This window comes from Polaromonas sp. P1_F6 (assembly GCF_056405695.1).
The window spans coordinates 89,225-108,787 of the sequence record NZ_JBFUBQ010000003.1 but is presented as its reverse complement, the minus strand read 5'-3'; the positions used below and the strand labels follow the sequence as shown (position 1 = coordinate 108,787).

General features: G+C 62.1%; 19 protein-coding genes. 11 read left to right on the top strand and 8 right to left on the bottom strand.

Annotated features, from left to right (window positions below; all coding sequences use genetic code 11):
- Window position 1: 1 nt before the first annotated feature.
- The 3 genes from AC1DY9_RS10150 to AC1DY9_RS10140 are packed head-to-tail and all read right to left on the bottom strand — an operon-like array spanning window position 2 to window position 3,240.
- Window positions 2-358 carry a DUF805 domain-containing protein gene (locus tag AC1DY9_RS10150; RefSeq protein ID WP_457281455.1) on the bottom strand — a complete coding sequence of 119 codons (357 nt, stop codon included), beginning with the start codon at window positions 356-358 and terminating at the stop codon, window positions 2-4.
- A complete protein-coding gene (locus AC1DY9_RS10145) occupies window positions 355-2,313 on the bottom strand; it encodes an MFS transporter (protein WP_457281456.1) in 1,959 nt (652 codons plus the stop codon). The genes AC1DY9_RS10150 and AC1DY9_RS10145 overlap by 4 nt, the downstream gene beginning before the upstream one ends.
- A gap of 15 nt (window positions 2,314-2,328) precedes the next feature.
- The gene (locus tag AC1DY9_RS10140) at window positions 2,329-3,240 is read right to left on the bottom strand and encodes a hypothetical protein (RefSeq protein ID WP_457281457.1); all 912 of its coding nucleotides are present in this window, start codon (window positions 3,238-3,240) and stop codon (window positions 2,329-2,331) included.
- Between the two features lie 113 nt (window positions 3,241-3,353).
- Between AC1DY9_RS10140 and AC1DY9_RS10135 the strand changes: the two genes are divergently transcribed.
- Both AC1DY9_RS10135 and AC1DY9_RS10130 read left to right on the top strand, forming a co-directional pair.
- Window positions 3,354-4,112, top strand: coding sequence for a helix-turn-helix domain-containing protein (locus tag AC1DY9_RS10135; protein ID WP_457281458.1), 759 nt, complete (start codon window positions 3,354-3,356; stop codon window positions 4,110-4,112).
- Between the two features lie 206 nt (window positions 4,113-4,318).
- Window positions 4,319-5,476, top strand: coding sequence for a hypothetical protein (locus AC1DY9_RS10130; RefSeq protein WP_457281459.1), 1,158 nt, complete (start codon window positions 4,319-4,321; stop codon window positions 5,474-5,476).
- Window positions 5,477-5,590: 114 nt separating this feature from the next.
- On the opposite strand, the gene AC1DY9_RS10125 is transcribed toward AC1DY9_RS10130, so the two are convergent.
- Together AC1DY9_RS10125 and AC1DY9_RS10120 are read right to left on the bottom strand one after the other, a co-directional pair.
- Complete coding sequence (locus tag AC1DY9_RS10125) at window positions 5,591-6,868, bottom strand: FIST signal transduction protein (RefSeq protein WP_457281460.1); 1,278 nt, start codon at window positions 6,866-6,868, stop codon at window positions 5,591-5,593.
- A 37-nt stretch (window positions 6,869-6,905) separates the two neighbouring features.
- Window positions 6,906-7,757: a PhaM family polyhydroxyalkanoate granule multifunctional regulatory protein gene (locus AC1DY9_RS10120; protein WP_457281461.1), complete on the bottom strand. Its 852-nt coding sequence runs from the start codon at window positions 7,755-7,757 to the stop codon at window positions 6,906-6,908.
- Between the two features lie 297 nt (window positions 7,758-8,054).
- Between AC1DY9_RS10120 and AC1DY9_RS10115 the strand changes: the two genes are divergently transcribed.
- The 3 genes from AC1DY9_RS10115 to AC1DY9_RS10105 are packed head-to-tail and all read left to right on the top strand — an operon-like array spanning window position 8,055 to window position 10,262.
- Window positions 8,055-8,477 (top strand): VOC family protein, encoded by a 423-nt coding sequence (locus AC1DY9_RS10115; RefSeq protein WP_457281462.1) that lies wholly within the window; start codon window positions 8,055-8,057, stop codon window positions 8,475-8,477.
- A 7-nt stretch (window positions 8,478-8,484) separates the two neighbouring features.
- Complete coding sequence (locus tag AC1DY9_RS10110) at window positions 8,485-9,090, top strand: MarC family protein (protein ID WP_457281463.1); 606 nt, start codon at window positions 8,485-8,487, stop codon at window positions 9,088-9,090.
- Window positions 9,087-10,262 carry a toxin-antitoxin system YwqK family antitoxin gene (locus tag AC1DY9_RS10105; RefSeq protein WP_457281464.1) on the top strand — a complete coding sequence of 392 codons (1,176 nt, stop codon included), beginning with the start codon at window positions 9,087-9,089 and terminating at the stop codon, window positions 10,260-10,262. Before AC1DY9_RS10110 ends, AC1DY9_RS10105 begins: the two co-directional genes overlap by 4 nt.
- A 99-nt stretch (window positions 10,263-10,361) precedes the next feature.
- Here the strand turns inward: AC1DY9_RS10105 and AC1DY9_RS10100 are convergent, their stop codons facing one another.
- On the bottom strand, window positions 10,362-11,345 hold the full coding sequence (locus tag AC1DY9_RS10100) for a fumarylacetoacetate hydrolase family protein (RefSeq protein WP_457281465.1): 984 nt from the start codon (window positions 11,343-11,345) through the stop codon (window positions 10,362-10,364).
- A gap of 180 nt (window positions 11,346-11,525) precedes the next feature.
- Between AC1DY9_RS10100 and AC1DY9_RS10095 the strand changes: the two genes are divergently transcribed.
- The 3 genes from AC1DY9_RS10095 (at window position 11,526) to AC1DY9_RS10085 (ending at window position 13,852) form a co-directional block, all read left to right on the top strand.
- Window positions 11,526-12,338, top strand: a complete 813-nt coding sequence (locus AC1DY9_RS10095; RefSeq protein WP_477666758.1) for an IclR family transcriptional regulator — start codon at window positions 11,526-11,528, stop codon at window positions 12,336-12,338.
- Entirely contained in the window at window positions 12,335-13,414 is a 1,080-nt protein-coding gene (locus tag AC1DY9_RS10090) for a DUF3108 domain-containing protein (protein WP_477666447.1), read from the top strand. The genes AC1DY9_RS10095 and AC1DY9_RS10090 overlap by 4 nt, the downstream gene beginning before the upstream one ends.
- A 156-nt stretch (window positions 13,415-13,570) precedes the next feature.
- On the top strand, window positions 13,571-13,852 hold the full coding sequence (locus AC1DY9_RS10085) for a BTH_I0359 family protein (RefSeq protein WP_457281467.1): 282 nt from the start codon (window positions 13,571-13,573) through the stop codon (window positions 13,850-13,852).
- Between the two features lie 140 nt (window positions 13,853-13,992).
- Here the strand turns inward: AC1DY9_RS10085 and AC1DY9_RS10080 are convergent, their stop codons facing one another.
- Window positions 13,993-15,078, bottom strand: a complete 1,086-nt coding sequence (locus AC1DY9_RS10080) for an AbrB family transcriptional regulator (RefSeq protein WP_477666446.1) — start codon at window positions 15,076-15,078, stop codon at window positions 13,993-13,995.
- Window positions 15,079-15,158: 80 nt separating this feature from the next.
- Here AC1DY9_RS10080 and AC1DY9_RS10075 point away from each other — a divergent pair, with 80 nt between their 5' ends.
- Window positions 15,159-15,995: a ChaN family lipoprotein gene (locus AC1DY9_RS10075; RefSeq protein WP_477666445.1), complete on the top strand. Its 837-nt coding sequence runs from the start codon at window positions 15,159-15,161 to the stop codon at window positions 15,993-15,995.
- A 30-nt stretch (window positions 15,996-16,025) separates the two neighbouring features.
- On the opposite strand, the gene aptA is transcribed toward AC1DY9_RS10075, so the two are convergent.
- On the bottom strand, window positions 16,026-17,366 hold the full coding sequence (aptA, locus tag AC1DY9_RS10070; RefSeq protein ID WP_457281470.1) for an omega-aminotransferase AptA: 1,341 nt from the start codon (window positions 17,364-17,366) through the stop codon (window positions 16,026-16,028).
- Between the two features lie 144 nt (window positions 17,367-17,510).
- On the opposite strand from aptA, the gene purU reads away from it, so the two are divergent.
- The gene (purU, locus tag AC1DY9_RS10065) at window positions 17,511-18,359 is read left to right on the top strand and encodes a formyltetrahydrofolate deformylase (RefSeq protein WP_457281471.1); all 849 of its coding nucleotides are present in this window, start codon (window positions 17,511-17,513) and stop codon (window positions 18,357-18,359) included.
- Between the two features lie 142 nt (window positions 18,360-18,501).
- A complete protein-coding gene (locus AC1DY9_RS10060; protein ID WP_457281472.1) occupies window positions 18,502-19,401 on the top strand; it encodes a LysR substrate-binding domain-containing protein in 900 nt (299 codons plus the stop codon).
- Window positions 19,402-19,563: the final 162 nt, after the last annotated feature.

Here is a 19,563-nt window from a genome sequence, read left to right as displayed (position 1 = left end):
TCTACCGCACCACCAGATAGTCGCCGCGCGGCGCCAACGGGTCGGGGCCCCAGCGATTGTCTTGCGGCAGGCCGCGCCTGAAGGCCAGTTGCCACGCCAGCCACAACGCACCGGCCACCGGCACCAGGACCAGCAGCAGCCACCAGCCCGAACGATTACGGTCATGCAGGCGCCGGATGCAGAGCAATATCAGCGCCGCCAGTACCGGACCATTGATGAGCCAGGCCAGCACCACCGAAGGGGCCGGCCCTGCGGCTGCCCAGGCCAGGTACAAAACCGCCCACGCGATGAGGCCATGCAGCCAGAAGCCACCGCGAGAAATCCTGCCGCCAGCTTTAAAAAATTGAAGCGCAGTCATGTCTTGTCCTGTCCCAGAAGTTGTTCCACCTTCGCCCTCAGATCCGAAGGCTCCACTTTGTCCGCAGCAATTGGCATGCCTACATTCAGGCCCACCCGGTTGAAGAGCCCGCGCCGAAAGGGTCTGGTCATGGCGACTCCTTTTTCGGCGCGGCTGAAAAATGAACCCCATAAGTCGGTCAGCGCCATCGGCACCACATTGACCTGCACACCATCACGCCGGGCATTCTCCAGAATCTTCATGACGCCGCCTTTGAACTCCTGCAGTTCGCCATTTTTTGTAATACCGCCCTCGGGAAATATTGCGAGCAAATCGCCGTCACGCAGCACCTTGGCGGCGGCTTCGAAAGCCGCCTCGTACAACGCCGGGTCTTCCGTCCGCGGTGCAATCGGGATCGCCTTGGCCAGCCGGAACAGCCAGCCCAGAACCGGCATTTTGAAGATGCGGTGGTCCATCACAAAGTAGATGGGGCGCGGGCTGGCGGCCATCAGCAGCACCGGGTCGACAAAGCTGACGTGGTTGCAGGTCAGCACGGCGGCGCCGGCGGCAGGGATGTTGTCGTCACCGGTGATCTTGAAGCGGTAGACCAGGCGCGAAGCAATCAGTGCGATAAAACGCAGCAGGTACTCGGGCACCAGCATGAAAATGTAGAACGCCACCACTGCATTGGCCAGTCCAACGAACAGGAATATTTGCGGAATGCTGAACCCGGCCTTGAGCAGGGCGCCGGCCAGGATGGCGCTGACGATCATGAACAGCGCATTGAGAATGTTGTTGGCCGCGATGATGCGCGCCCGGTGCGTGGACTGGCTGCGCAACTGGATCAGCGCGTACATCGGCACGCTGTAAAGGCCGGCAAAGAGGCTGAGCAAGGCCAGGTCGATCATTACGCGCCAATGCGCAGGCTGCGACATGAAGGCGCCCAAGGTCATGACGGGCGCTGACGGCAAGCCGCGCGAGGCGAAGTAAAGGTCAACCGCAAACACGCTCATGCCGATGGCTCCCACAGGAACCAGCCCTATCTCGACGTGGCGTTTGCTGAGCACCTCACAGAGCAGCGATCCGGTCGCGATGCCGATGGAGAAAACGACCAGCAGCAAAGACGCCACCTGTTCATTGCCGTGCAGCACCTCTTTGGCAAAACTCGGAAACTGGCTCAGGAATACCGCGCCAAAAAACCACATCCAGCTGATACCCAGCATGGAGCGGAACACCACCAGGTTGCCGTTGGCAAGCTTGAGGTTGCGCCAGGTTTCTGTCACCGGGTTCCAGTTGATTTTCAGGCCCGGGTCAGTCGCAGGCGTCAGCGGAATGAACTGCGAGACAAGCCGGCCAACCAGTGCGAGGCCGATGCATGCAATGGCCACATAGTCCGGCCCGACCTGGGGTACGGCCACCATCAGCCCACCCACCACCTGGCCCAACAAAATGGCCACAAAGGTGCCCATCTCAACCATGCCGTTGCCGCCGGTCAGCTCGCGCTCGTTGAGCGCCTGCGGCAGATAGGCAAATTTGACCGGGCCGAATATCGTGGAATGCAGCCCCATCAAAAACGTGCACCCCAAAAGCACGGGCACCTGGACATTGGCGTTGCTGCTCATGAAGCCGACCGCAGCGATCAGCATGATCACCACTTCCAGGTTTTTGACAAAACGGATCACGCGCGTCTTCTCGAACTTGTCCGTGAGCTGCCCGCTGGTAGCAGAGAACAGCAAAAACGGCAAGATGAACAATGCTCCGATGGCCAGCCCCGCCAGCGCGGGAGGCAGCCAGCTCACGCTGAGCTGGTAGGTCACCATCACGGTGAAGGCAAACTTGAAAAGGTTGTCGTTGGCCGCGCCTGAAAACTGCGTCCAGAAGAAAGGGGCGAAGCGGCGCTGCTTGAGGAGCGCGAACTGGTTCGGATGCTCGTGAACGGGGGGTGGCGACACCGCGGCGGCCATATCAACAGGCATGCTTGACTCCTCTTTTCAGTTGTTGTGCGGCAAGCTGTGGCGAGATGGCCTGCCTGCTCTGTTTTTGAATGCTGCTGTGGATTCTGCCTTGAATTTCCGGGCGTCCAGAAGCGCCGCAACGACGGGCCAGGCAGCACAACTGGCCACCACGTGCTTCAGGGTGTGGCCCGAAACCAGCTGACCCGTCCATTCGAACACCGCGTGGTCACCCAGCTCGAGCAGCTTGGCCAGCGCATAAATGGCCACCACCAGCATCCAGCGGATGGGCAACACCCGCCCTGCCAGCGTGGGCCGCAAACAGGCGACGCCGACAATCAGCAACATGCCACCGAGTTGCAAAACGGCCCAGGGCAGCACATTGCCCGTCTGCGACCACAGGTGCACGGACAACGGTCCGAGAACGAGGACCATTGCAGCAACCGCCATACCGGCACGGGTGCTGACGGCCTGCATGGTGCCAAGCCCGAGCAGGCCGGCGAAGGCAAACACCATGCCGCCGCGATCCCAGACCAGCCCGGCATCTCCCGGCTGCAGATGGTAGGCCGCAGAAACCACGGAGGTGAGGGCCAAGCCGGAAAAGAACAGCCCTGCGAAACCTGCGGCTGCGGCGCTGACAGCCCGCGCCTTCACGGCACGCACAAGGGCCCAGGCACCCGCCATGCCCCACAGCACGAACGGCAGGTTGCTGAGGACGTCCATCGCATGCGGCAACCATCCCCAGGCTCGTTGGTCGGCGAAGTCGTGATAGTGCAAAGGCTGCGCCACCGACGGCCCCAGCAATGCCGCCGCCAGCATCGCAAGCAACACGCCGGCGAGCGCGGATTCGCGGCGGCAGGCCGGTGCGTTCCAGCCCGATACCTTCATCTGTGCGAACCAGGAAGGCGGTGGCACAACACGGCGGTGGGCGGTTTTTAGGCTGATTGGCATGGGGCAGCTCCTGTGTGAATGAAGCCGCACTGTGCAGGCCATGTCCCGAAAAAAGCACCGAAATTAGAACCAGTTCTCACCGTTCAGCCTTAAAGTACCGATAATCGATACTCATGAGCACTACCGCAGATCTGATCACCGCCCTCAAAAAAGAGCTCAAGGCTGCGCGCATGACGTACGCCGACCTGGCCGTCAAACTTGGCATGGCCGAGTCAAGCGTCAAGCGCATGCTGGCCAGGGGCGATATGCCCCTCTCGCGTATCGACGCGATCTGCCGCGCGCTCAAGCTGGACTTTGCCGACCTGGCCAGGCGCATCGCCGACACCCAGCCGCTGCTGGCGGAGCTGACCGAAGCACAGGAAAAAGCCGTGGTGGCCGACAAGAAGCTGTTGCTGGCCGCCATCTGTGTGCTGTCGCAATGGACGCTGGAGCAAATCACCACCAGTTACCGGCTGACCGAAGCCGAGTGCATCAAATACCTTGCGCAACTGGACCGTATCGGCATCATCGAGCTCAAGCCGCTGAACCGCTACCGGCTCAAGCTCGCCAAGACCTTCCGTTGGCGACCACACGGGCCGGTCATGGACTACTTCCGCGAAAACGCCCTGCTTGACTATTTTTCCGGTGGATTTGACGGCAACGGCGAAGGCCTGTTGCTGGTGCACGGCTCCATCAGCCGCGGCCTGGCGCCTTCGTTCCTTGAGCGCATGCAGCGGGTGGCGCAGGACTTTGCCCAACAGCACCAGACCGACCAGAAGCTGGGCGACAAGGACCGCGAAGGATTCACCTTGCTGCTGGCCATGCGGAGCTGGGAGTTCGAGGCCTTCGCTAATTTACGACGAACACCCCCGTCCGGGACTCACTTCGTGTAGCCCGTCCCCCCCTCAAAGGGGCGGCCCCCTGCGGCCCGGCAAAGCCGGTTCCGCGGGGCCTGCTGGTATTCAGTTCAGATCGCCGCCCGCGGCCTATTGCACGCAATTATATTAGTTGGCTAAGAAAATTCGGAGTTTACTGATAATATTCAGCGAATTGCAACCTGCAAGACTGATTTATGCATGCAATTTCCATCAGAAGCACGATGAACCCCACCTCCACCTACGTTGGCCTGCCCATCCCGGTCGCTGCAAATCTGACCGACACCAAATACTTCTTCCAGGCGCTGGACAACTTCTCGCGCGTGATGGCGATACGCCCCGGGGACTGGGTCCTGATGCTGGCCGACCCTCTGCTGGACCCGCGTGTGATCGACGCCGTGATCGGTATTGCCAAATCGCGCGGCGCCGAGGCGCGCATTTATATGGAGCCGAGCACGCAAGTGACCGCCGTACCTGAAGAAGTGCACGCCATGCTGAAGAAGGCCACTTTTGTGGTGTCTACCTGGTTCTGCTCCATCCTCGACCCTTTGTGCATCAACCTGCGCCGCGCCGGCCAGCGCTGGGTCAAGATCACCTACTTTCGCAACCTGGACCTGCTGCACACGCCGCAGGCGCGCTTTCCGGTCGACCTCATCGGCGAGATCATCCGCCAAACGGCCAGCCGTTACCCGATCGAAGGCGATTTCGACTTGCGCTTCACCGACTCTCGCGGCAGCGACTTCCGCATCAGCTTCACGCAGGCGATGCGCGCCAGCCAGCTGGCCACCAACCGCTGGCGCGGCCAGATGACAGCCGAGGAAGACGGCTGTTATGTGCACTACCTGCCGACACACGGCCCCAATCTGTGGGATCACAACTCGGTCAAAAATGATTTCAAGGCCGTGGTGCCCATGGCGGGCGTGCTTTACCCGCAATGGGCGGTCGGTTTTGCCAAACCGTTTGAGGAAAAAATCGCCGTGCATTTTGAAGGCGACACGATTTCCTCGGTCGATGGAATTTCAGAAGAAGCGGTGATCCTGCGCGAGATGCTGGTCGGCGGCCGAATGATCGAAGGCGGCGGCTGCGGTTTCAACCCCAAGGCACCGCGCCACACGGTGTACCCAGCCGGCTCGAACGCGCCCGGCGCGCTGCACTTCGGCATCGACCTGGCACAACCCAGCGACTACATACGCCGCGTCATGCCTGACTGGGAAGAGCCGCCGGTGCACATGGACCTCATCACGCTGGACGGCACCGTGACTGCAGGTAATCAGACCCTGATCAAGGACGGTTTTTTGTGCGCGCTGCGCGACCCGTCAGTGGTGGCACTGGCGGCGCGTTACGGCGATCCGGTGGAGCTGCTTGAAGCCCAGGTTTCGTAAGTCCCTTACCGTCGAGCAAGCGGGGGCCGCGGTCCGGCTTTGCCGGCCGCAAGGAGCCCGTCCCCTGGAAGGGGAAAAGGCGCTACACGCAGTGAGCGTCCGATAGGGGTAAGCCTATCCAGGCGACGTAAACACCGTCAGCACACCGGTGTAGCCGTAAAGGTGGTGCCGGGCGATCTCGCCGCCGGCGAAAAAGCCAACCAGCGGCACATCGCCCAGGGCCCGCCGCACGATCTGCAGTTCGGCACTGGGCGCACCGAAGTGCGGGCCGCCACGGCCGGAGCAACTGACATACACCGCGCCGGCTATGCGCCGGGCCGCGTGCGGCGCGGATTCGGCCTCTGACGCACTCAAGGCGCTGGCAACTTCCAGCGTAACTTCTTCCGGTTCCAGCTCTTCACGAATCTCGGCGCACACACGCACCAGGTCGGCGCGCGCGGCTTCCATGTTGCGTTCGCAGAAAGCCAGCTTCATGCCCACGACGGGCACCTCCGCAATGGCAATACCCTTGCGCGCCGGATCCAGCCCGATCAGGTGGCGTACCAGTACCTCTGCGCCAAACTGGCCGTGCCGGCCGGCGCCGTCATGGGGAACGTCTGCCGGGCGGCTCAGGCCGACCAGCGTGGTCCGCACCTTGGCCAGGGCCTCCCGCGGCTCATCAAGCGACACGTCCAGGTCCGCCAGCATCACCTCCAGTGCCGGCTGGCCATCGAGCTCCGTCACCACATTGGACTCGCAGGCTGTGATTTCATGATGCGCAGACACGGGCCGGCACCCCTGGGTAATGCGCGACATCAGTGCCGCGCCCTGGCCAAAAGCCACACCGCTGAGCCCCCCGGTGAAGACACCGCCGGCCGCGCCCTGCCCCTTGACATTGCCATGCCCGCTAAGGGCAAACTGCACCGTACTGGAGCGGCTGGAGGCCAGGCCGCCAAACACATAGCCGCTGCCGGTGCGCTGTGCCATTTCGTCGATCAGTTCGGCAACGTCGGGCGTTCCGGCGTCCGCATGCACCAGCGCCGTATGCGCCTTGAACCTTCCCTGGCTGGCCGGGGGCAAGGGCGACACCCCGGAGAACACACGGTACTGGTCGTGCGGAAGCTCGCAGAGCATGACGGTGAGCGCCGGCTCGTCAAAGTACTCGACGTTGTTGGAGGCGATACCCACACCCACCGTGCCGCTCCAGTCGGTGATGTCGGGCAATTCGGCGCTCAGGTGGTCAAGAATGTCCTGCGCATGTGCCGCATAGTGATCGGTGATGTAGAGCAGCGCCAGCGTGGGCGATTTGGCGTAGCCGGGCAATGCGAGGTAGGCGCGCAGTTGCGCCAGCACAAGGCCTGCCGCCATCTGCCATTGCGGATGGGTGGCGTGGCCGTAGGGAAAAAGCTTCATGGGGTCCTGGTGAAATTCAGTGAAAAGTCAGCCTGTATCAACGCGTGGTTTTGCGTGCGGTTTTGGTTGCAGCCTTGCGCGCTGGCGCCTTGGCCTTGGGTTTCGTTTTGGCGGCAGTTTTGCCGGCGGCCGGTGTAGGCCAGGCCTGGCTGCTGCGCAGGGCCGTGTTCATGGCCGCGCGTGCGCCGCCCGCCACGGTTTTACCGGCGGACTCCGCCATGTTGCGGGCCATGCCCGTTGCCATGCCGGTGGCGGTCTTCATCGCGTCCTTGGCAAGGCCGGTCGCCAGGCTTTTGGTAGTGTCCATGGCCGTTTTTTTGGCGGCATCCTTCATGGCATCTGCCGCAATCGTCTGGAACTGCTGGGTCAGCGCGCCCCACCACTGCATCGGGTCCACCACGCCGGCCGGCTGCGCGCCGGCCTTGGCCGCGGCGGGTGGCTTGGATTTTGCGGCCGGCTTGTCTGCGCCAAAGCTCGTTGGCGGAACCTCCAGCCCCGAAAACGTGCGGGCCTTGTCGGCCACACGCTGCACGCCACCGGCCACGCTGTCGGCCACCTTGAGCTTGAAGGCATTGGCCACGTCGCCCATGTTGAAGTTCATGCCTTTGAGGGTAGCCAGCGTCATTTTCTGCACCTCCAGCGCCTGGATGGTCGCCTTGAGCGCTGTGGCGTTCTGGTCGAGCCAGAACTGGACGGCCTTGAGTTCATCGATGCGCTTGTCGAGCTCTTCAACATTCAGCGTGGGCGCTACCCAGTTGCCGAGGTTGGGCAACTGCGGAATGCTTTGTGTGGCGCTGCCTGCCGCCTGTTTGGCCAGGTTCTGCAAAAAGTCAAAACCGGGCACCAGCTTGCCGAAACCGGGGAAAGAAGGGTTGTCCGCGTCACTCATGAATGTCTCCTGGCAGGTTGTGCACGATTTGCATCGGGCGGCTGGATGATCCAGCGCACGCCTTCATTGTGCAACGCCGCAGCAGCGCGTCAACCGCTTTTTGTGTTTTCACCAGGCAAACACCAGGGTCGAACCGGTCTCGATACGGATTCAAGCAAAAAACACCCACAGACCTTTATTGACAAGCGCAAGCAGCTATCTATTTCATAGCATTCATCGGCAGGCCTGGCGCCATGCCTGTTGCCGGCCAGGCTGCAAAAGCGTCTCTTTCGGACAATGCCCTGATAAGCTTGCACCATGAAAAGCCTCTTTCACTTTGCCTTCAATGTCAGAGACCTCAACGTGGCCCGCCAGTTTTATGGCGGGATCCTGGGATGCGCGGAAGGCCGCTCGGCCCCTACCTGGGTCGACTACGACTTTTTCGGCCACCAGCTGTCGCTCCACCTGGGCGAACCGTTCAAGACGGAGCGCACCGGCCATGTCGGCGACAAGCTCGTTCCCATGCCGCATTTCGGCCTGGTGCTTGCCCTGGCCGACTGGCAGGCCCTGGCGCAGCGCCTGCAGGCGGCCCGCATGGAGTTTGTGCTGGAGCCGCAAGTGCGCTTTGCCGGCGAAGCCGGCGAGCAATGGACCATGTTTTTCTGCGACCCCTTCGGCAACCCCATCGAGATCAAGGGTTTCCAATCACTTGAAGCCCTTTACTCGGCCAACCCGGCCTGAGATATATATGGCCTATACCTTTGCTTCCGCCACGGTGCTGCTCCTGCTGATCACCGATCCGTTCGGCAACATTCCGATTTTTGTCAATGCCCTGAAGGGTGTGGCGCCGGAGCGGCGCATGCGCGTCATCCTGCGTGAGGTGCTGATCGCGTTTTTGCTGCTGCTGGCCTTCATGTTTGTCGGCGACGGCTTCCTGCGCCTGATGAACCTCAGCGATTTGTCGCTGCAGATTGCCGGCGCGGTGGTCATGTTCCTGATCGCGCTGCGCATGATTTTCCCGTCGGACCAGCCCGAGGCCGCGCCGCTGCAGGGCGAGCCGCTGATTGTGCCGCTGGCGATTCCCGCACTGGCCGGCCCTTCGGCGCTGGCCACGGTCATGCTGCTGGTGTCCCAGGCGCCGGCACGGCGGCTCGAATGGATCGCGGCGCTGTGCGTGACCATGGCGGTGTGCGCCGTGGTGCTGGTGCTGTCCGAGCGGATCCAGCGGGTGGCGGGCGACCGCGTCATGATGGCTTTCGAGCGCCTGATGGGCCTGATCCTTGTGGCCATTTCAGTTGAAATGTTCCTGCGCGGTATACGGCTGTTCATCACCCAGACCGGAGCCACGTCATGAAGAACGCCGCGCAGCGCCTGGCCCTTCTTTGTGCCTGCGCGCTGGCCTCAGCCTCGGTGCATGCCGTGCAGGATTGTGAAGTCAGCGGCGAAAGCGTCAACCCAAACCACGGCGGCACCACCGCCGGCAAGACCGGCATCATGCGCTGCAAGGACCGCGACTCCGGACAGCTGGTGCGCGAGCAGGAGCTGCAGGGCGGCAAGTTCATGGGCTTGATGCGCTACTACCAGAACGGCAAACTGCAGCGGGAATACAGCGAAAACGAGCGTGGCAACCGCCATGGCCGCGCGCGCGAATTCGCACCGGACGGCCAGGTGCTGCGCGACTCCGTCTACGAAAACGGCACCGAGGCCGGCCTGGCGCGCAGCTTTCACACCAATGGACAATTGCGGCGCATCGTGTTTTACGGGCCACGCGCAGGCGGTAGCGTAGAGCAGGCGTATGCCGAATTTAATGACCGCGGCCAGTTGCAGGCTTTGCGTTGCGGCGACAAGCCATTGCTCGCACCGGCGGCAGACGATGCCCGCTGGTGCGGTTTTTCGGGGGGTACCTCGAAGGTCGAACTGTTCAGCGGCAAGGGGATATTGAACGGCAGCAGCAGTTACCTGGCCGGTAAACGAATTCGCCATGAAACGCTGGGTGACGGTGGAAAACCAGATTACCTGGATGAAGTATCGGGCAACATTCGCACTGAACGCTATTTCAACAATGCCGGCGTGAAACGCCGCGAAGTCCAGTGGCTGCTGGAAGCCAACCCGTCAAAAACCTCGTTCAAGGAACGCGAGCAGGAGTTCGCCGACAGCGGCGCGCTGACGCGCGACAGGCGCTGGTCGGCCGGCAAGCCGGTCAGCGACCAGACTTACTACCTGAACGGCCAGCCGCGCAGCAAAACCGAGTACGGTGGTGAAGGCGACACCGCCTGGCTGCAGACTACCGACTTCTTCGACAGCGGAAAAATCGCCGCCACCGGCCGCTACACAGCCTCCAACCGCTACCGGCAACTGCCCCAGGGTACGCATCAGCGTTTTAACGAAGCCGGCAGGCTGGTAGCCGAATCGAGCTACGACGAGCGCGGCCGCATCACGCGCGAAAAGGCCTGGGACGATGACGGCAAGCTGCTGCGCGACGATGCCGTCTTTGAAGACGGCTCAAGAAAAGCGTATTCCAGATAAAAAATAGAGCCCCCACGCTCCCCGAGGGGGCCGCCCGCCTGCGGCCCGGCAAAGCCGGTTCCGCGGCTCATGCTGGCAGGGAAGGCCCCTTTGCGCGGCTCAGACCAAGGCTACAACCTTCTGGTCAATCGCGCCAAACACCGATTGCCCGTCTTTGCCTTTGGCTTCAATGCGAATGGTGTCGCCGAATTTCATGAACTCGGTTTTGGGCTTGCCATCCTCGATGGTTTCGATCGCGCGCTTTTCGGCGATGCAGCTGTAGCCGTGGCTCCAGTCCTTGTTGCTGACGGTGCCTGAACCGATGATGCTGCCGGCACGGACGTTGCGGGTCTTGCAGATATGGGCAATCAGCTGGCCGAAACTGAATGTCATCTCGGGGCCGGCTTCGCACATACCGACCTTGCGGCCGTTCCAGGTGCTTTGCAGCGTCATGTGCAGGCGGCCCTTGTCCCAGGCGTCGCCGACTTCGTCCAGCGTAACGGCAACCGGGCTGAAAGCGGTTGCCGGTTTGCTCTGGAAGAAACCGAAGCCCTTGGCCAGCTCATCGGGAATCAGGTTGCGCAAGGACACGTCGTTGGCCAGCATCAGCAGGCGCACGCCTTCCAGCGCCTGCTCGGGGGTGGCGCGCATGGGCACATCGCCGGTGATCACGGCGATCTCGGCCTCGAAGTCAATGCCGAACTCCTCGCTCGCCACCACCACATCGTCGCAGGGCCCAATGAAATCATCGCTGCCGCCCTGGTACATCAGCGGGTTGGTGTAAAAACTTTCCGGCACTTCGGCGTTGCGCGCCTTGCGCACCAGTTCCACATGGTTGATGTAGGCCGAGCCGTCTGCCCACTGGTAGGCGCGCGGTAATGGCGCCATGCAGCGCGACGGCTCAAACGGGAAAGCGTGCCGTGCCTTGCCTTGGTTCAATGTTTCGTACAGGTCCTGCAACTGCGGCGACATGAAGTTCCAGTCGTCCAGCACCTGCTGCAATTTGCCCGCGATGCCCGTCGCATAATGGGCTGTTGAAAGATCGCGCGACACCACGACCAGCTGGCCGTCGCGTGAAGAGTCTTTGTAAGTGGCAAGTTTCATCAATATCCTGATTGGTGGCTGTCGGTGTTACCGAAGGGTCAATTGTGCCGTGGCTGGCGACCGGCCGGCATTGCGCCCCCTCGCGTTACGATCCCTGCATTCATTGACCGACGGCTAACCCGAAATTCTAGACAAGCCATGAAAGCAAGCCCAGGCACACCCGCCACAGCACGCAGCAGCCTGCCGCCGCAACGCGCGGGTATCCAGTCGGTCGAGGTTGGCTTCAGCTTACTGGAGGCACTCTCTACCTCACCCGGCCCGCTGATGCTTCGCGACCTGGCAGCCGCAGCGGGCATGAGCGCGGCCAAGGCGCACCGTTATCTCGTCAGTTTTCAGCGGCTGGCACTGGTCGTCCAGGACGAGGCAACCGCCCGATACGACCTCGGCCCGGCTGCGCTCAAGTTAGGACTCGCTGCCCTTTCGAGATTGGACAGCGTGAAGCTGGCCCGCCAGCTCATGCCGCGCCTGATGGTGCAAACCGGCCAGACCCTGGCACTGGCGGTCTGGGGCAACCAGGGACCGACCCTCGTCCACTGGGAAGAATCGCCGCAGTCTGCGACGGTTAATCTGCGGCTGGGCGATGTCATGCCGCTGCTGTCGTCCGCCACGGGCTTGTGCTTTGCCGCATTTTTGTCTTCCAGCCGGCCCAAGGCTAAAGCCAAACCACAGGGGCGGCTGGCGCTGCTGGTCAGGGCTGAACTGACACGCAACCAGAAGCTGGCGCGAAAAGATGTTCCCGCCACCATGGCCGAGCTGAATGCCTTGCTGGAAGATATCCGCCGCCGCGGCATGGCGCGGGCAGTCAATACCCTGCTGCCCGGCGTAGCCGGCTTCTGTGCGCCGGTGTTCGATGCCGACGGCCACCTCGCGCTCGGCATTGTGGCGCTGGGTTCGCTTGCAACGTTTGATCCGGACTGGGACGGCGCGGTGGCACGGCCGCTGGCCGCCGCCGCCCGGCAACTTTCCGGTGATCTTGGATTCACACAGGCGTGACCACGTCCACCGACCGCTATCCTTCGGCGCCTCGCTGGCGTGTGCTTGCAGCGCTGGCTGCAGGGGTGTTGGCTGTCCACACGCTGATGCTGAAGTCGTCGCCGGTACGATTCGGCCCCGAGCAAACTGCCACCTCCCCTCGCAGCCCGGCCTTCGCAACGCGCAGCATCGCACCGTCTCCTGCACCGACAGCGCTGGCACCCGCGCCCTCCACGCCGCCTCCAAAACCCAGGATTTTTAGGAAGAAACCCGTTGAAGCCCAGGAAAATCCAGCGCAACCTGCTACTGATTTAATAGCAACGCCCTCTTCCGAGGTGATGACATCCAGCGCACCCGAGGCAAAAAATCCGGAAAGCCTGCCCGCGCAGGCGACGCCCACAATTGCGGCTGCCAGCGCCCCCGCGATAGCCGAACCAGGCCAGTCGGCGGTGACGGCGGTGGTCTTGCCGGAAAGCGCGCGACTGGAATACAAAATGACCGGCAGCGCAAAAGGCCTGAACTACCACGCAGACGCAGAACTGGGATGGCGCTATTCAGGCAACAACTACAGCGCCTCCATGCGCGTCAGCGCACTGTTTCTGGGTTCACGCAGCATGGCAAGCACCGGGCAGGTGGGTCCGGAAGGCCTGGCGCCGACCCGTTTTTCGGACAAATCAAGAAGCGAAGTGGCCGCGCATTTTGAAGCAGACAAGGGGCAGATCATCTTCAGCGCCAATACGCCGGCGGCCCCCTGGATCAAGGGTGCGCAGGACCGGGTCAGCGTCTTCATCCAGCTGGCTGCCATGCTCGCGGGCAACCCCACCGGCTTTCCGGCGGGCTCCACCATTTCGATTTACACCGTGGGACCGCGGGATGCAGACACCTGGACTTTCCGGGTGGAAGGCGAAGAGAAAATGGCACTTCCCTATGGCGAGCTGAATACGCTCAAACTCACTCGTCAGCCCCGGCGTGAGTTCGATCAGAAAGTGGAACTATGGTATGCCCCGTCACTGGGGTATCTTCCCGTTCGCAGCAGGATCACCCAGCAGAACGGGGATTTCATTGACCAGCAGCTCAGCGCGATCACCAAGAGCTGAGTTCAACCAACCGGCGTTGTTATGCCGCACGGAGGTGCCCGTTTTATGTGCGGTTTTACACGCACTACGCGCCTTTACCGCATGCTTTCGCACTTAACCCCCCGAGCCCTTGAACTTGGCCTCATCGTTGCTATCTGAAGCTAAAGGACCTACACCATGCAAATGCTTTACGACTCGGAATCTTTTGCTGTCATGCAGATTCACGCCAATGCGCCGGAAGAATCCGCGCCTGTCCCGGCCGTTCCGCAACTGGCCCGGCATGGCTTCGAAATCGTCGACAAACGTTCGGGCAAAGAGGTCTATCTGGATGGATCCTGGGCTGAAATGTTCCAGCAGCGCTTGAGCGCCTGGGCGCAAAACACCCCCACGCAAGAAGAAATCGAAGACACGCTGGAAGGCTACAGCGGGCTGGCCAACACCCCAATTTCACTTCATTAAGCCCCGCAGTCGCTCACTTCTGGCTTAAAGAATTCTGCAAGAACGACCAGTGGGTGCTGCGGGACTGGCTTTGCCAGACCGCAGGCGCCGCCCCTGGAAGGGGGAACGGGCTACACGCAGTGAGCCTGGACGGGGCGAGCTTATGACTCGGCTTCGTAAAACCAACGGTACATAGGCTCGGCCAGCACCAGCACGGCGGCCAGCCTGGTGACATGAAATGCCGTGACCACTGGCACACCCAGTTGCAGCACTTTGGCCGTAATGGCCATCTCGGCGATACCGCCGGGTGAGGTGCCCAACAGCAAGGTGGCCCAGTGAAGATCGGCAAACTGAGCCAGCCCCCATGCAAAAGCGGCGCACAACCCAATCATTCCCACCGTCGCCAGCGCCACCGAACCCAGCCAGCGCGGCGCCACGTGCACAAATCTGCGGGTGAACCGCACGCCCAGGCTGATGCCGATGACCAGCTGCGCTGCATTGGTCATGCCTTGCGGCAAGGCCGACAGCGTGACGCCGCAGGCCGTGAGCAGCAGCGACACCAGTAGCGCACCGATAAACCAGGGGTTGGTGCGATCGAGTTTCAGCATGACCCAACAACCGGCACCCGTCAACAAGGCCAGCAGGACAAGGCCCGGCAGTTGAACCACGCGCGCACCCGGCAAAGTAGCGTCCAACCCATGCAGCCCCGCCCATTGAAATCCGAAAGGAATGACCAATGTGACCAGCAACACCCGCAGGCTGTGCGCCGACGCCACCAGATCGGTTTGCGCACCGTGGCGCTCTGCCATCAGCGTCATTTCCGATGCGGCGCCAATAGGCGCCGCGAAATAGGTGGTGATGCGTGACAGGCCAGCAACATGCAGGCGACCCGGGCCGTGATGCACGCCGTAGAGCCATGACCCGAAAGCCAGGCCCAATACCAGTGCCCACACAATGTTCAGCGCAATCGCCCACCACAGGCCCCCCAGCAACGCCACCACCTGCGGCGTGAAGTACAACCCCAATGCACAACCGATGATCCATTGCCCGACGTTGCGCAGCGGCGTCCAGCTGGCCGTGGGTCCGCCCAGCATGGAGACCACCGCCGTCGCCAGCAAGGGGCCGATCATCCAGGGCAAAGGCGTGCGCAGCGCAATACACAAAGAAGCGGCACCCCAGGCCAGCAACAAGGTCAGGACGACACGCACGGGCGGGGACTGGGCGGCGCGGTGGGGCAAGGAAGGCATGGCAGAGCTTAACGGCGCGGAACAGAAGCCGCTGGAAGCGGTAGTATCCACCGATGCGCCATTTCTTCACCCCTCGTGCTTTGGCATGCCTTGTCTGCACTGCCACGATGGCTTTGGCGGGCGGTTGCGCGGGCCGGCCTGAAGCACCCATTCTGCAGGCGCAGGGCAGCGAAGCCGCACAAACATCCACCCGGCTGGAGGCGCTGCTCCCTGCCGACGTCCTGATCCTCGGGGAGCAGCACGATGCCGTTGAGCACCAGACAATCGAACAACAGGTGGTCGCCGCCCTGGCGGCCAAAGGGGTGCTGGCTGCCGTAGCCCTTGAGATGGCCGACACGGGTGCAAGCACTTCCGCGCTCAGGCCCAGTGCCACCGAGCAGCAGGCCCGCAATGCGCTCAACTGGAACGACAAGGGCTGGCCCTGGACAGCCTACGGTCCTGCCGTGATGACCGCGGTGCGCGCCGGTGTCCCCGTGATGGGCGCCAATCTGCCCCGGGTGCAGATGCCAGACAGCATGGCTGACAGCCGGCTTGACGCCCGCTTGCCAGGCCCCGCCCTCAAAGCCCAACAGCAGTTGATCCGTCTCGGCCACTGCAACCTGTTGCCCGAGAGCCAGATCACGCCCATGACACGTATCCAGATTGCCAAGGACATCACCATGGCCAACACCCTGGGGCAGGCCGTGCTGCCCGGCAAGACAGTGCTGCTGCTGGCCGGAAGCGGCCATGCGAACCGGCAATTGGGCGTACCGCTGCATCTGCCGACGGACATAAAAGCCAAAGTAGTGCGCCTGCTTGCCGGGAACCCTGCGAATGCCGAGAGGGCAGACGCTTTCGATGCGGTGTGGGCAACGGCCCCGCTCCCGGAGACCGACTATTGCGCGGGCCTGCAGAAGCAGCTGGTACCCAAACCCTGAAGAGCCTTTTGAGGCTCCTCCATCGGTGAATCAAGCGTTTTTGCGGATGGCGTCGGCAACCACATTGACGATGCGGTCGATATGTTCTTTTTCGACGATGTAGGGTGGGCAGACCACGACGTTGTCAGCCGCCGGCCTCACCAGCACACCGTTGTGGAAGCAGTCCATGAAGATGTCATAGGCACGCTTGCCCGGCACACCCGCCACCGGCGCCAGCTCGACCGCGCCGGCCAGCCCCAGGCTGCGAATACCGATCACATTGGGCAGGCCCTTCAGGCCGCTGTGCATCGCGTCGCCCAATACCTTGCCCATCTGGCCGGCACGTTCATACAACTGTTCTTCCTTGAACAGCTCCAGCGTCGCGATTGCGGCCGCGCAAGCGACCGGGTGGCCGGAGTAGGTATAGCCGTGAAAGAACTCCACGGCATGCTCGGGCGCACCGGCATTGGCATTCATCATGCCGTCATAGATGCGGTCGGAGCAGATCACACCGCCCAGCGGGATGACACCGTTGGTCACGCATTTGGCGAAATTTAGCATGTCGGGCACCACACCGTAATAGTCCGCCCCGAAACCGGTGCCCAGGCGGCCGAAACCCGTGATAACTTCATCAAAAATCAGCAGGATGCCGTGCTTGTCGCAAATTTCGCGCAGGCGTTTCAGGTAGCCCTTGGGCGGCAGGTACCATCCGGCGCTTCCTGATACCGGCTCGACGATGACGGCAGCCACGTTGCTCGGGTCGTGCAGCGGCAGGATGCGATTTTCCAGCTCCAGCAGCAGGTCTTCCTGCCATACGGGCTCAGTACCGTTGATGTAGGCGTGGTTGACCGGGTCATGAATGAAACGCATGTGGTCCACGCGAGGCAGCAACGCGGCGCCATACACCTTGCGATTGGCCGGAATGCCGCCCACGCTCATGCCGCCGAAACCAACGCCGTGGTAGCCCTTTTCACGGCCGATGAATACATTACGGTGGCCTTCGCCCCGCGCACGGTGGTAAGCCAGCGCGACCTTCAACGACGTGTCCGCGGCTTCTGAGCCCGAATTGCAAAACAGCACCTTGTTGAGGTCGCCGGGCGCCATGCCTGCGATGATCTCGGCGGCCTTGAAGGCCTGGTCGTTGCTGGCCTGGAAAGCGGTCGCGTAGTCCAGCGTATCGAGCTGCTTCTTTATGGCGTCGTTGATGGGCTTGCGATTGTGGCCGGCGCCCACGCACCACAGACTGGAAATACCGTCGATCACCTGGCGCCCGTCGTGCGTCGTGAAATGCATGCCGTCTGCGGCCACAAACACGCGCGGGTCTTTTTTGAAGCTGCGGTTGGGCGTGAACGGGAGCCACTGGTGCTCCATGTTGAAATTCTGGTAGGCCATGGTGATTTCTTTCCTGCGTCGAAAGGAGTGAAGCTGGGATAGCAGCGCTTGATCTTGCATTCTGGCACTCTTGCCGCCGCCCTGCACCGTCAATTGCCCGCCGGCCGGGCAGACACAGTCTTCACCTGCGACAATTCACCCCCTATGAATCACGCTTATATCCTTACCCTGTCCTGCCCGGACCGTATGGGCATTGTTCACGCGGTCTCTGGCTTCCTGTTGCAGAACGGCGGCAATATTGAGGAAGCTGCGCAGTACAACGACCACGACACCGGACTCTTCTTCATGCGGGTTCAGTTTGCCTGCGACCAGCTGACCCAGGAAGAACTGAAGGTGCAGCTCGAAGCATTCGCCTCACCTTTCAGCATGAAGTGGAAGCTTCACTCGACAGAAGCTGCCATGCGTACCGTGATCATGGTCAGCCGCGACGGCCATTGCCTCAACGACCTGCTGTTTCGCTGGAAGTCCGGCATGGTGCCGCTGGATGTGCGCGCCATCATCAGCAACCACCGCGATTTTTACCAGCTGGCGGCAAGCTACAACGTTCCTTTCCACCACATCCCGGTGACGGCGGCCACCAAGGCGCAGGTCGAAGCAAAGCAACTTGAAATCATCGAGGCAGAGGGTGCCGAACTGGTCGTGCTGGCGCGCTACATGCAAGTGCTCAGCAACGACATGTGCAACTCGCTCTCGGGACGTGCCATCAATATCCACCACAGCATGCTTCCGAGCTTCAAGGGCGCCAGACCGTATTACCAGGCACATGAACGCGGTGTGAAGGTGATAGGCGCGACGGCGCATTACGTTACGGCAGACCTTGATGAAGGCCCGATCATCGAACAGGATGTGACCCGGGTTGATCACAAGGACACAGTCGAACACCTGACCGCCCGCGGCAAGGACACCGAAAGCCGGGTACTTGCACGCGCCGTCAAGTGGCACAGTGAACATCGTGTGCTTTTGAACGGCCACAAGACTGTCATCTTTAAATAGCCATGAGCCCCCACGGTCGCTCACTGCGTGTAGCTTCCTGCCCCCCTCGGGGGCCGCTGCGCCTGCGGCCCGGCAAAGCCGGTTCCGCGGCTCCTGCTTGCAAAGAAGCGTCGCAAACGACGCGTAGCGTTCACTAGTAGACATGGCTACTCCTGCCCGAATCCCACCCATTCAATGCCTGCTGACCTTTGAGGCGCTGGCGCGGCTGCGTAGCGTGACCCAGGCGGCCGAAGAACTCTGCGTCACGCCCAGTGCGGTCAGCCACCGCGTCAAGCAGCTGGAGCAGATCATCGGCACCAAGCTGTTTGGCCGTGCCGATTTTTCATTGACCACCGAAGGCAGCGAATACCTGGCGCATGTGCGCGAAGGCCTGGCCACACTGCAGAAATTTCCCGGCGCTGCCGGGCAAAGCGCCGCCCCCGGCAAGCGCAAGTTACGGCTGGCGGTCACGCCCACGTTCGCACGCTCCATCCTGATTCCACGCCTGCGCCAGTTCACCGATGCCTATCCTGAAATCGACCTGACGCTGCAGGTGTCCATCCCCCTGCTGGACGTGGTGGCCGAGGATGCCGACCTCATCGTGCGCTTCGGCACCGGCCGCTATGCGGACCTGGAGCACGTCTGCCTCAGCAAGGACGAAGTCGCGCCGCTCGCCTCACCGGCTTTTGTGCGCGAACACGGCCCCTTTGAGGCGGCTGAAGATCTCGAAGGCGAAAGCCTGTTGCGCTCGCCGCTGGAGCCATGGCGCACGTGGTTTGCCGCCCACAAACTTGATTGGCCCGAACCCACCGACGGCTCCCAGTTCAACGACATCGGCCTGATGTGCGATGCCGCCGCGGCCGGCATGGGCATCGCGTTGATACGTCTCAAGCTGGGCGCGCCCTGGCTGGAAAACGGCTCGCTGGTGCGGCTGGGCAGCAACGAAGTGTTCGCCGGTAATATTCCCAGCCCGCACGCACATTACCTGTGCTGGCGCACCGGCACCATGGACCGCTGGGAATGCGCGGCTTTTGCCGACTGGCTGCGCAAAAGCCTGGGTTAGGGCCCCAAGGCCTGTTAATGAGAAGGCCGCCGCTCGGCGTTGCAAAGCCTTGACGGGGCCCCTGAGTTTTGTGCCTTGCTCAAGGCCTTTGACATGCAGCGCATCCTGCGTAAACAAATAGCACTAACAGGTCCTGACGCCGTCCGATAAGTGGTTTTGCGT